Origin of the sequence: Vibrio sp. 10N.237.312.B06 (genome assembly GCF_041464685.1) — a bacterium.
Lineage (GTDB): Bacteria > Pseudomonadota > Gammaproteobacteria > Enterobacterales > Vibrionaceae > Vibrio > Vibrio tasmaniensis_A.
This window is the reverse complement of sequence record NZ_JBFSPI010000063.1, coordinates 1-13,091: the sequence shown is the minus strand read 5'-3', so window position 1 is coordinate 13,091 and position 13,091 is coordinate 1. Positions and strand designations below refer to the sequence as shown.

The following is a 13,091-nucleotide window of genomic DNA, read 5'->3' as shown; positions in this document are numbered from 1 at the left end:
TATTTATATGCAAATGGTTGTTACCATCCGAATCATGCGATTGCAGTATTATTAATGGGTGAAAAACTATGAGCGACAATGAAGACATCAAAAATGTATTTGTCGAAAAAATTATAAAAGACCAACTTGCGCCACCTACAAAAAGAGAGTTTCGAGAAAAGAAATGGCGTAAAGAATGGGACAAAGTCAAAGATGTAGCTACTGCTCGTGACCTTAAGGTTTTCGAAGCCGGTTTGATGATTGACACTTTACTTAGTGAGATTCGAGCAAAGCTGGGAGAGCTTTATAAGCAGGCACCCAAAACATCTTACGAGAAGCTAATGCTAGCTTATGTAGCAACATCCAACAGAGAAATTAAAGTTGCTCTAGGTCATGCTATGCAAAGTCCACCGGCTAATGCCCAAGGTGTGACTATTCAGACAAATCTCATGGGGAATAAATTTAGTCTTCAAGAGGTCGCGGATGGCTGTGTAGATGGTTTACAGTTAGCTATCAGAATGTGTCAAAAGAATATTGATGACGGTAAAAATATAGAAGCCGCTGATGAACCATTAGATATAATGACTTTCATTCGTCGCGAGTCTACTTTATCGCAATTGTATGCGCAGTATGAACATGTATGGCAGTGTGTATTTTGGTCCGATTATGACGTTGAGGAACTCATCAAGGAACATAAGGTTTTTGCTGTTACACAACCATCTACAGCGTTTGAGTTTGCATTTGAAAATAGTGCTGATCGTAAGCACAGACTGGGTGGTCAAAAACTTTTAATTGCTTCTTATCCTATGATTCAAAAGATATTTTTAAACAACAACTTCGTTGAAATTAAACGTAAGAACAAAAAACGTATTGCTGAGGTGGTTCCTGTCCGTGAGTCAGGAGAGATATTGGTTACATATAACACTCAGTGGCAGTCTGGTAAGTTTGATTTGCTAAAATACTCTCCACAGGACTGGTTTACTAAAGACTATGGACATGGTTTCTGTATTGATGAAGCACTAGAAGTGATGAGATGCTTGATGCTTATGTCTAACAAATTACTCGACAACCTTCCTCATGATGATAGTGCTTTCAATATCAATAAATTACTTGAGTTCTGTCCAACGGTACAAGCTTTTTCATTACGTCTTGCTTTAAGGCAAGCAACTGATATTGATACTGATAAGATATCGAAGATATTGGATTTCATTACTGCTACATCATTACCAACTAGTGACTTATGGTGTCAGCCATTGATCAAGACTAGTAATAATGAATATGCCATTTTGGTGAGCGCGTTAGCATCACCGATAATAACGCGTGTAGCAGAAAGATGGTTTGTTGAGTTTGGTATTGATCTTCAAGAGAAAGGCTACACTTATGAAAACACAGTTGCAGAATTACTAAATGAGCAACTCGCACAAAATGAGTTCATTGATGATCACAATGAAGGCGTAAGTAAACGAATCAAACTAGACACCGGCGAAGAAGAATTTGATTTACTAGCTAGAATTGACGATATGATCATCATCGGCGAATGTAAGTCAATTGTAACAACGGATTCTGAAATCTCTAAGTATCGTACTGCGGAAATTCTTCAGCATGCAGGGGAGCAAGTTAATAGAAAGGCCACTTTTATTGAAGATAACATTGAACAAATCTTTGAACGGCTAGGGTGGGAGTTTGATATGTCAAAAGAGTACACCTTCGCTAAATGTATCGTGAACAGTAGTCAGGTTTTTGTTGGCCACAAGTTCAATGATATCCCAGTGGTTGATGAGAAAATATTGAAAGCTTACTTTGAGTCTAAGAATAATAGACTCATGACGGTTCCTACCGATGGCGGTGAGCTTAAAGATATTGCGTGGTATCAGTTATATACTAACTTGCGAGAGCTAAAAGATAACTTCTTGACCTATTTGTCGTTTCCGCCTCAGCTGAGTGAATGTGAAGAGTCATTTGAGTACAGTGAAGTAAAGCTGCCGTACATTTCTGATGATTCATTTAAGATCATGCAACGACGCTTTTTGCTGAAACAAGCTGGAGTGTTGGACCGAATGAATCGAGAGCATAAATTTCCACTAATAAAGTCTGATGACTATGAAGAAGAAGCGGCTAAGGTGGATATGGCGGTTTAAGAGTTGTAGAGTAACTGCATGTTAAATATATAAATTTTTGTTTTAGTGCTGAATGTATAAGATGTCTGTAGTGGTATATTTAAATGTGTATGCGTCTAATTATTTATTTCATCAATCGTTCAAGATGGTTAACAAGAGTTTCAAGTTACTTTTCCTTATTCAACTGCTATGAGTTAGTGTCATTACACTAACTCATTCTTGTCCAATTCCGTGCTAGCAGGTACCAGGATATTCCGTGATTGTTAAGTTCGATGAAGGGATAAAGCCTTCAAATCAACCTAAGTACGTTTTGAAAATGTGATTAAAAAGGCTGAATCAATAAACTGATCAGCCTCTATCGATTTATTCCATTAAAGGTAACGGCTTCTTAAATGATCTTTGAAGTATTGCGCATTCAAGGTTTCACCCGTTGCGCCTTTCACCAAATCATCGCTGCTCAGCAGGCTGCCCTTGCTCCAAATATTCGATTCTAACCAAATGAAGATAGGTGATAGATCACCACTTTCAATCACAGAGTTCACATCCACCGTTTTCTTCATTGAAGCCATGAACTGAGCCGCGTACATCGCACCTAGTGTGTAAGATGGGAAGTACCCAAATGCGCCGTCTGTCCAGTGGATGTCTTGCATACAGCCGTTAGTGAAGTTGCCTTGAGTGTTTAAACCAAGGTATGACTGCATCTTGGTATTCCATAACTCTGGCACGTCGGTGTGTTTGATCTTTCCGTTAATCAAGTCACGCTCAATTTCGTATCGCAAGATAACGTGTGCAGGGTAGGTCAGCTCATCGGCATCAACACGGATGAAGTCTTTCTTCACGCGAGTGTAGATCTTCTGGAAGTTCTCTTTCTCAAATTCTGATCCTGAGAACTGCTGACCAGCCAAGTTTGCTAAGTGTCCAATGAACGGGTCACTGCGGCCGACTTGCATCTCGAAGAACAAAGATTGAGATTCGTGGATACCCATAGAGCGCGCTTCGCCCGCCGGTTGGCCTGCTAGGTGTTTTGGTAAGCCTTGTTCGTAACGCGCGTGCCCTGTTTCATGCACTATACCCATTAAGCTTTGAACGAATTCAGCTTCGTCGTAGCGGGTTGTGATACGCACGTCTGAAGGCACGCCGCCACAGAATGGGTGAACACTTTCATCCAATCGGCCGTGTTCAAAATCGAACTGAAGCAGCTTCATCACTTCTAAACCAAGTGCTTTCTGTTTCTCGGTCGAATAGATGCCAGATGGCGCATTAAATTGCTCGCTCGATTGTTTTTCGATCACTTCATCAATCAGGTTTGGCAGCCATGTCTTAACGTCGGCAAACAAGGAATCAAGCGAAGCAGAGCTGGTGCCCGGTTCGTAGATATCCAGCATTGCATCATAAGGCGTTAGATTCGCCGCGTCAGCACGGATCTGCGCTTCTTCGCGAGACAGTTCAACCACTTCACGCCAGTTCTTTTCGAATCCAACCCAGTCGTTGTTACCACGTTGGCTACGCCATGCATGTTCACACTTAGAACCGGCTAGAGATTTCGCTTCCACCAATTTTTCTGGAAGTAGGTTAGCTTGTTGCCATTGGCGTTTAATTTCACGCAGAGATGATTGTTGTTCGTTGTTCAGCGCTTCGTTTTCAGCGTCTGCAATCCAATCTCCAAGTTGTGGTTGCGTCATCAACCCGTGAATATGAACCGAAAGCTCGGCCATCGCTTCACTACGCGCTTGGTTACCACCGGCAGGCATCATTGAAGCTTGGTCCCAACCACAAATCGAGGCTAGGTGTTGAAAGCGTGAACATTTTTGAGAGTGCTCGACTAGTTTTTTGAATGCGCTCATTTGACTACTCTTAATTTGGTTTCTTTAAATGATCCTTAGGACAGCGTCAGCGTTAAGGTTCATCACTCATGTACTTTGATTATGGCTCACTTTTAAAAGACGCTTACTTTCGGAGTCGAAGATATAGCGAGAAAAGCATGAGGCGGTACGATGCCTTGAATTTACTATTTCTTAACAAATTAAACTGTTCTATTGTGCACAAAATCAGTGAGTTGTATAGCTGGTGGCAATTGTTGCTTGCGAATTGTTCAGATACACGGTATTGATGATAGATCGCTGAACAACAATGACAATAATATGGATATTTTGAACTTTGAGGCATTTCTAATTGCCATCACTATTTTAACGCTAACGCCGGGCTTAGATACGGCTTTGGTTATTCGTAACACGAGCCGCTCGGGCTTATCTGATGGTGTAATGACCAGCTTTGGTATTTGTAGCGGCCTCTATGTACACGCGTTTTTCTCTGCTGTGGGTATTTCTGCAATCCTCGCTCAGTCAGCTGAACTCTTTCAAGCCGTTAAGATGGTGGGTGCGGTTTACCTGATCTGGCTTGGCTTAAGCAGTTTACGAGCTTTGATGAAAAACGGTGGCGGTTTGAAGGTGGGTGAACAAGCTCAGCAAGCATACAGTGCTAAGCGTTCTCTACGCGAAGGTTTTCTGTCTAACGTTCTTAACCCAAAAACGGCAGTTTTCTATTTGGCCTTTTTACCTCAATTCGTAAACCCTGAAGGATCACCATTATTGCAATCTATGTTGATGGCTTCGGTGCACTTTATGATTGCGATGGTGTGGCAATGCGGTTTGGCAGGGGCACTTAACTCGGCTAAAAACTTGCTTAAGAATGCGAGTTTTATGAAGTGGATGGAAGGAGTGACGGGTATGGTGCTGGTGGGGCTGGGGGTTAAGCTTTTAATGGAAGAACCTAGCTAAGTCATAGTGACTTAGTTTATTGGAATCTAAATCACTGGCACATAGCCATTAGTTTTATAATAAAACGCCCGCACATCATTGCGGGCGTTTTTGATCGCTTGATTCTTATTATGCTTTAACTGCTTCACAATCATTTGAAGAAGTTAGCGGTTTGAAGAATAACTTGGTTTCTTCGATAACAACATGGCGCAGTAAGATAAGCCCAATTAGGTTCGGAATTGCCATTAGGCCGTTCACGATATCCGCCATTATCCAGATCATGTCGAGCTTTAAGAATGCACCAGAAGCAACCAAGGCGATGAAGATAATCTTGTAAGGCAATACTGCTTTGGTACCTAGCAAGAAAACAACACAGCGCTCACCGTAGTAGTTCCAACCTAAAATTGTTGTAAACGCAAAGAAGATTAAGCCAACAGAAACCAACATAGGGCCAAGGGTGTCTGCATTCAAACCAACAGCGAACGCGTGAGTGGTCATCGCAGCGCCAGAAAGGTCCGTCTGCCAAGCGCCCGTTAAGATAAGCGCCAGACCTGTCATCGTACAGATGATGATGGTATCGAAGAAGGTGCCTGTCATAGAGACAAGTCCTTGCTTCACACATGAGTCTGTTTTAGCCGCTGCTGCAGCCATTGGTGCGCTACCTAAGCCAGATTCGTTCGAGAACACACCACGAGCGATACCTGATTGGATAGCAAGCATGATGCTCGCGCCAAAGAAACCACCGGTTGCTGCCGTGTTGGTAAACGCAGAAGTCACAACAAGGGTAATGGCATTCAGTAGTTGGTCTGCATTTGAAATCAGAACGCTTAAACACGCGACGACGTACATCACCGCCATCGTAGGAACGACTTTCCCTGCTACTTTAGCGATAGATTGAATACCACCAAGGGTTACAACCGCCACAAGGATCGTGAGGACAACCGCTGACATTTCACGTGATGCGCCAAATGAGATTTGAGTTGCGTCTAAAATTGCGTTTACTTGTGGGAAGGTACCGATACCGAAGCAAGCAACACCGAGCGCGAAGACAGCGAACATGACCGCTAAGATTCGTGAGCCGACACCGTATTGCAGGTAGTACATTGGGCCGCCAACCATTTCGCCATTGCTATCGGTTCTGCGGTATTTAACGGCAAGTAGACATTCTGCGTATTTGGTCGCCATACCAAATACAGCGGCAAGCCACATCCAGAATAGGGCGCCAGGACCACCAATCTTGATTGCGGTCGCTACGCCTACAATATTGCCTGTACCAATCGTTGCGGAAAGCGCTGTACACAAAGCGGCGAAGCTTGATACGTCACCCGTACCGGATTTGTCTTTGCTGAACACCATTTTTAGCGCGGTTGGGAGGTGTCTAAACTGGAGTAAGCCTAAGCGAAAAGTAAAATAGATACCTGTACCCACTAGCAGAATAAGTAGTGGTGGTCCCCAAACGAATTGGTTGATGGTTTGTAGTGTAGCTTGTAGGTGGTTCATAGATTCCCCTTAATAAATATAAAATTTAAGGAGAAGAGGGAAGGCAGTGCAGATCACAGGGATCGGGAGCACTACTTAATACATACGGATTTCTAGATAGAATTCTTTTGTTAATTAAGGCTGTTGCTTTCCACTCCTCTGTCCTTTTGCCTGAGAGTTTCACTTAGCGAATCACTTATAGATAAGTAACGGGCACTAAGCTTGCTCCTTCGGCGACCGCTTGCTACAAAAAAAGTAGTACGGTTCTCTCCAGAGGTTCCTCCAACGACAGTCCTCACTTTTCTGGATTTCTCCAGCACAAAGCGCCTGAAAGATTTACTTCTTCGGCGGGTTTATCTAAATAAATGTTAATATTTAGTTAAAAACCACTCTCCTGCAGTCTTCATCGGAACAATTACCTAAATAATTAGGTAATCTGTAGGCGTATCCTAGATCATATAAAATGTGATGTCAGCTACAAAATATCTGTTTGCTCAAATGTTGTTCAACTAAATGATCAAACAACGAGTCTCTGACGTAACTTGCTTATTTAAATGGTATAAAATAGAGAAACAAGGAGGAGTTATGACTCGATTAATAGCGATTGTTTTTTTATTGGCTTTGGCATTTGTGCTGTTTCGTTACCGGACAAACGAAAAACTGCAAAAATGGGTAGTGATAGTTATCGTTAGCAGCTTCCTTTTGTATACTGCCAGCCTGATGATTTCGGAGTTAACTCGTTAAGTCTGTCTGTGAGCAGATAGGATGAACGTGTTAGCAAAGCTCAAGTGCTTCTGACTTGAGCGATAGGTTTAACTGAGCCTACATTATCAGTATTGGCATTAGTGTCAGTGACCGCGTAACGTTAAACATATTTTTGGGAGTACCCGCTAGTGAACCAGCAATCTGGACAAAGCGAACAAGATGAAGTGGTTGTTATTGAAGAACGCGATAAGCGCAGTCAGCTTTATATCGGCATTGCTGCGGTTATAGGTTTAGCTCTTGGTGGCTTAATCGGTTCTACAGTGACGGCTTCCAAGTGGGAGTCTACTTATCAGGTACTCGAAACTCGTTATCAAGAACTGCGCGACAGCAAAACCGAATTGATGACGTCTGTTGAAGCTAAGGTGGCAAAAGTCGATACCGAGATCGATGCAAAAGTAGAAGCCGCTTTAGTGAAGCAGACAGAAGAGCATCAAAAAGAACTGAAAGATTTAGAGAAGCAGTCTGCCGTTTTAGAAAAAGCGAATTATTCATTAGAGCAGCAGCTTAATGAGCAGAAACAAACGCTAGAAGAAACTCAGAAAAACAACCAAAAGCTGAATCGTCAGGCTGATATGCAATCGACCCTTTTTGAACGTTCACGTGAAGTCTTCCGAAAAGAATTACAGATATCTCAAGAGCTTGAGAAGTTACAGAAAGAAAGAGACGAACTTGAACAGAGCCTTGGCTCATTGAAAAAGGCATGTGATGTTTTCTTAGATGGAACATCATGGGATGCAAAATCTGACGCTTGTGAGAAACAAGATAACGCGAACTCTCGACTGAGTGATATCAGACAAATGATTGAAGTTCACACCATGGATCTCAAGCAAATTAAAACGCTAACTGAAGAGATGGGTTTATAAGTTCAGGTGCTTAGCCAACTCATAAGTAAGCCTGTTTGCTAGCGAATGTGTGACAGCAAATATTCAAACGCCCACATCATGAAAATGGTGCGGGCGTTTTTCGTTACGACTATCAATAGTATATGGCGAATACGTTGAGACTATTTCTGAAGGGGATCTGGACTAGTTTGTAAGTGTTCAATAAACATCAATATTTTCTTTGCTAGATGTTTTCGCGATGCATAAAACGCATATAAAACTAAATCTTCAGGTTTATGCTCGAGTTCTACGACCTCTAAAGATCCTGCTTTGATCTCTTCAACACAGGCTTCGATTGGCAGTATAGAAAACCCAAGGCCAGCTAAGGCTCCTGCTTTGGCAAGGCTTCCACTATTTACTCGAAATGAAGAACTAACTTTTTGCGTAATAAGCTCTCCCTCCGTACTTCTAAATACCCAAGGCGTTCCGTTCAACGCTGTTAAGCTACTGATACATGGGACGTGGACTAAATCTGTTATTTGATATGGACGTTTGGAGTCTTGAATTAACTCCGGCGATCCAACGACAGCACTTGGCCAGCGTCTAATTTCTCGGGCTATCCAATTGCTGTCAGGTAGCTTGCCTCGGCCAAAGCTCAAGATAAGATCAAAACCATCGAGCAGATCGTCTTTAGGACTTAAACTCGTGTCACAACACAATGAAACTTTGGGGTGCTCAGTACAGAATGAAATGACAGCCTGTGCGAGTGCAGGTGTGTCTGGCATCAATATTCTTAGTTGTCCCTCTACGCCGTGTGAATATCGAGTTACTTCCTCTAGCGCTTCATCAAGCTGACCCAGTAAAGATTGTGTCGATTGGTATAGCTTCTCGCCAGCTTCTGTTGGCGCAATCTTACGAGTGGTTCTTTCAAACAGCCGAGTATTGAGCTTTTCCTCTAGCAAGGCGATGTGGCGGCTAACGTTTGATGTTGGCAAATCTAAAAACTCCGCCGCTTTTTTAAAGCTGTTGTTCTCAAAGACACAGTGAAAGCTTCGAAGCCATTGTTGTTCTATTTGATTAATCATCTTTATCCCGAAATATTGGATTATGAAACCAACAATAGCCACTTTGTTGACCTGTTTCACTTTGTACAATAACACCATTATCAATCAATAAAGTAGAGTGAAAATTGTTAAGTACAAATCGAATTAAAGCGTTTTTTCTTATTAAGTATTTAGTGAAATTCAAGGCTTTATTACCACGTCGTGCCATTTTATGTTGTTTTGTAATCCACTTTCTAGTAGCTCTTGATGCTCTTATTATTGTCCCGTTAAGTTCAACAATAAGCTTGAGCTTAAGAAATGATGCCTCGCAAGCAGGCTACCTTGTTTCAGCCTATGCTATCGCGGCTGCAGTGATATGTTTATTCATGAAAGGCAGTTTAGACCCGAATAGAGAAATTAAACGAGTCTATATTTGCGTTGTAGGTTTAGCGGTAACGACGTGGTTGACATCTGTGGCCTCAGATTTTGATCTCTTGATCGTTTATAGAATGCTCTCGGGACTATTTGGTGGGGCTTTAGCCGTTCTAAACCTGAACTATCTTACGTTGATCTCTGGTGATGACGATAGAAAGCGAAACATTGCTGTTTTACTGAGTTCGTTTCCATTGGCGTTAAGTGCGGGCGTACCGGCGCTTATCATGCTGTCTTCAATGGGGGAATGGCAACTCGGTTTTCAGGTTATTGCAGGATTACTGTTGCTGATTGGCGCTGTGGTATCTCTGTCACCATCTATTCAATTAAAAGAGGGGTCTGCAGAACCGGAATTCACTGATAATCAGAAATTTAAGTTAGGTGACTATTTATGTAGTCGGGATCTTCGTTTTGCAATTGTGTTGGCTTTCAGCGCTGTACTGGGTACTTTTCTGGTCTCTACGCAGTTCCCAGTGATGCTTGAGGTGAACCTCGGAATATCAGCAACGTTATTAGGATACTGTTATGCCATCAGCGGAACCTGTTCCTTCATAGCGATGCAAGCTTTTGCACGTATTAGGGTTACTGATCAAGCAGTTTTTCGCCTCATTGTATGTTTATCATTGGGTATGGTCATTTCTATCGTTTGGGGCTTTGGTTCGCTCAATGTGGGCAGTGCTGCTGTGGCTTTTGTTGTCTTTGTCGTGGTGAGCTCTACTCGGACTTTAGTTCTGTCTGTTGAATTAATTAACGCTCTTAGCGTCAACAAACGCATGCTTTTGATTCGTTTACAAAGTTCGTTGCAACATTTTGCTGTGGGTTTTGGGGGATTGCTCAGTAGTGCTTTGGTACAACCAAAATCTGATGCGTTTTTGGATTTCAATACCTTGGTTTATGTGGCGGTTGGTATCGTGCTTTGTACTCCCTGTCTTTGGGTTGCTTACAGCAGAGGGTTGGGCTTGAATGATGCAAAGTGAGTGAAAGTGTTCATTGTGTTGTTGAATGTCTAGGCTACGTTTGCACGTTGTTACTAAGGTTATCTGTGATTAGAATCGTAAAACTGCCGTTAATATGAGGTTGGTTGAATATTGGGTGACTTTGCACGCATAATTGCTCGCTAGGGAAATAGCATAATGGTGGGGTTCTAGGATGAACACGCGGTCTGTTGTCATTCTGTGATTAGACCATCTCAAGGGACAGGGATTAAACCATGAATGAATATCTGTGTGAGAACTGCACTGTAGCCTATTGTTTTGATGATTGTAACTCGCCATTAGCGCAACGAGATATGATTGAAGTAGAAGAGGCGGTGGATCGTAAAAAAGTAAGCCAAGATCCTGAACTGCTTGAACAAGAAAATTCATACATAAAAAATCCCCACAAGCTAAGCTGGTAGGGATTTGGATAAGTTGCAGTCCTGTTCTCGCTTTCTCAAGCAAAGGGTCTTACAAAAATTTTTAGAACAGTGTTATTAACGACAATCGATAAGCTATTTGTCGTAAGTCTTGATTTCACCTGATTTCACACGTGCAACAAATGATTGCAGTTCTTTCTTCACAACAGGCATTAGGAAGTACAGGCCAAGAATGTTGAAGATAGACATCGCAAAGATAGCCGCATCAGAGAAGTCGATTACCGCGCCAAACTGAATCGTCGCACCAATAACAACAAACACACAAAACATCACTTTGAAAATCAGTTCCGTTGTTTTGCCTTCACCAAATAGGTAAGTCCACGCCTTAAGACCGTAGTACGACCAAGAAATCATGGTAGAAAATGCAAACATGATTACCGCGAGAGCGAGTGTGTATTTAAACACTTCTGCAGTTTCAGTAAACGATGCAGCAGTCAGTGTTACACCCGTTAAACCTGTTCCATCATATGGACCCACGTTTAAGCCTGCGATAGTGATAACCAATGCTGTCATTGTACAAATGATTACCGTATCAACGAATGGTTCTAATAGTGATACAAGACCTTCGGTGATTGGTTCTTTTGTTTTTACTGCTGAGTGAGCGATTGCTGCTGAACCTACACCTGCTTCGTTTGAGAATGTCGCACGTTTCAAACCTTGGATTAAGGCACCAATGAATCCACCAACTACACCTTCACCGGTAAATGCACCTGTAAAGATTGCACTGAACGCAGGACCAACTTGATCAAGGTTAGAACCGATAACGATGAGAGCCATACCTATATACAGAGCAGCCATCCAAGGAACAACTTTTTCTGTTACAGACGCAATAGAAGGCATACCGCCAACGATAACGGAAAACACTAAGGTTGCGAGTACAAGCCCTGTGATGACACCGTATTCACTCGGTACATCAAACGCGTAAGTGAGCATGGCATGTGCTTGGTTCGCTTGGAACATGTTACCGCCGCCCAATGCACCTAAAATACACATTAAGGCAAAACCAATAGCAAGGGCTTTACCTAATCCACCCAATCCTCTTTCACCAAGACCTTGGCTTAGGTAGTACATTGGACCACCCGAAACAACGCCTGAAGGTAGGATAGTTCGGTATTTTACACCTAAGGTACACTCACAGAATTTAGAAGCCATGCCTAGAAGACCACACAAGATCATCCAGAATGTTGCACCAGGGCCACCAATCGCAAGTGCCGCACCAACGCCGGCAATGTTACCAAGCCCAACGGTTCCAGAAAGAGCCGTTGTAAGAGCTTGAAAGTGAGAAACCTCGCCATCCTCTTTGGAGTTAGGGTCGGTATACTTACCTTTGATAATGTCTATGGCCATGCCAACACGTTTAAATTGAACGAAGCCAAAATAAACAGTAAAGATAATCGCGGCGAGCAAGAGCCAACCAACAATGATTGGGAAGTTCGCTTCACCAAGCGGAACACTTTTAAAAATTAATCCAACGAACCACCCTGTGTAGTCATTGAAAAATCCATCAACACTTTTACTCAAGTTACTGATACTTTGACTAAATGATCCTTCTTCTGCAAATGCACTGGAACTAAATAATAATATAAACCCAAAAAATAATTCACGTATGTTTTTCATGGTTTTCCCTGTCTTTTTATTAAATTATGTTTGTTGCTGTTGTGTTTGTTTCTATTTGATTTTTTATATTTCAGTGGTTTATTTGGTTCATTCGACGACAATATAAACGGCTGTATCTAGGTCGAAAAACGAAACAAATATAAGTACTGATCTTGCTTTGTATGGATATCCTTTTGGAATGTGAACCAATAAGACTATGGCATTCGGCTCGCCACGGCCTACTGATAATCCTATACATAAAAATAATACCATCAAAGAAATTTTTACAATAAATTTACATTTGTTCGGGTTTTGTCATTGTTTTGGAATAAGTCGATGCTTTTTGGGTTGGAAAAGGCATATGCAGTCATAGCTATAGCAACTGGTGAATTGCGCTATGTAGGCTTTTTCCCTTGCTGAAACGCTTCCCATGAAAACCTGAGTCGTGATTTTACAGTCAAAGTAACCTAAATCTTGGAGCATCGGACGAAAGTGAGGATGAGGAGTGGTGGATATGACTAAGAGGGGGCAGATTATAAGGAAGTAGGCGAAGTTGAATGTTCGATATGCTTTTGGAGGTTTTTGACCATTGAGGATGTATTCCGATCTGAGGATAATAAAAAAGCCCTTTATCAGTAATGCCGATCAGTTAAAGCCAAAGTGATCGGTTGAAGGATCCTTCCGAGCTG

Annotated in this window: 9 protein-coding genes and 1 riboswitch; of the genes, 5 read left to right on the top strand and 4 right to left on the bottom strand. The window is 42.2% G+C overall.

All coding sequences use genetic code 11. The features are described from left to right. The first annotated feature begins 68 nt into the window (after positions 1 to 68). Positions 69 to 2,117, top strand: coding sequence for a hypothetical protein (locus AB6C75_RS16280; protein ID WP_372108202.1), 2,049 nt, complete (start codon positions 69 to 71; stop codon positions 2,115 to 2,117). 350 nt (positions 2,118 to 2,467) lie between these two features. Here AB6C75_RS16280 and AB6C75_RS16275 read toward each other — a convergent pair whose 3' ends face one another. After that, complete coding sequence (locus AB6C75_RS16275; RefSeq protein WP_372108200.1) at positions 2,468 to 3,940, bottom strand: carboxypeptidase M32; 1,473 nt, start codon at positions 3,938 to 3,940, stop codon at positions 2,468 to 2,470. Between the two features lie 297 nt (positions 3,941 to 4,237). Here AB6C75_RS16275 and AB6C75_RS16270 point away from each other — a divergent pair, with 297 nt between their 5' ends. Beyond that, complete coding sequence (locus AB6C75_RS16270; protein ID WP_012603778.1) at positions 4,238 to 4,873, top strand: LysE family translocator; 636 nt, start codon at positions 4,238 to 4,240, stop codon at positions 4,871 to 4,873. A gap of 108 nt (positions 4,874 to 4,981) precedes the next feature. On the opposite strand, the gene AB6C75_RS16265 is transcribed toward AB6C75_RS16270, so the two are convergent. Next, the gene (locus AB6C75_RS16265) at positions 4,982 to 6,352 is read right to left on the bottom strand and encodes a sodium:alanine symporter family protein (RefSeq protein ID WP_017059726.1); all 1,371 of its coding nucleotides are present in this window, start codon (positions 6,350 to 6,352) and stop codon (positions 4,982 to 4,984) included. A gap of 128 nt (positions 6,353 to 6,480) precedes the next feature. Then, positions 6,481 to 6,615: riboswitch (glycine riboswitch) on the bottom strand. 609 nt (positions 6,616 to 7,224) lie between these two features. Between AB6C75_RS16265 and AB6C75_RS16260 the strand changes: the two genes are divergently transcribed. Then, positions 7,225 to 7,959, top strand: a complete 735-nt coding sequence (locus AB6C75_RS16260) for a chromosome partitioning protein ParA (RefSeq protein WP_076669467.1) — start codon at positions 7,225 to 7,227, stop codon at positions 7,957 to 7,959. Positions 7,960 to 8,099: 140 nt separating this feature from the next. Here AB6C75_RS16260 and AB6C75_RS16255 read toward each other — a convergent pair whose 3' ends face one another. Beyond that, positions 8,100 to 9,002, bottom strand: a complete 903-nt coding sequence (locus AB6C75_RS16255; protein WP_372108198.1) for a LysR family transcriptional regulator — start codon at positions 9,000 to 9,002, stop codon at positions 8,100 to 8,102. Positions 9,003 to 9,106: 104 nt separating this feature from the next. Between AB6C75_RS16255 and AB6C75_RS16250 the strand changes: the two genes are divergently transcribed. Both AB6C75_RS16250 and AB6C75_RS16245 read left to right on the top strand, forming a co-directional pair. Further along, entirely contained in the window at positions 9,107 to 10,369 is a 1,263-nt protein-coding gene (locus tag AB6C75_RS16250; protein ID WP_372108196.1) for an MFS transporter, read from the top strand. Between the two features lie 233 nt (positions 10,370 to 10,602). Beyond that, the gene (locus AB6C75_RS16245) at positions 10,603 to 10,788 is read left to right on the top strand and encodes a hypothetical protein (protein WP_372108194.1); all 186 of its coding nucleotides are present in this window, start codon (positions 10,603 to 10,605) and stop codon (positions 10,786 to 10,788) included. Between the two features lie 93 nt (positions 10,789 to 10,881). Here the strand turns inward: AB6C75_RS16245 and AB6C75_RS16240 are convergent, their stop codons facing one another. After that, a complete protein-coding gene (locus AB6C75_RS16240; RefSeq protein WP_065104025.1) occupies positions 10,882 to 12,423 on the bottom strand; it encodes a sodium:alanine symporter family protein in 1,542 nt (513 codons plus the stop codon). Positions 12,424 to 13,091: the final 668 nt, after the last annotated feature.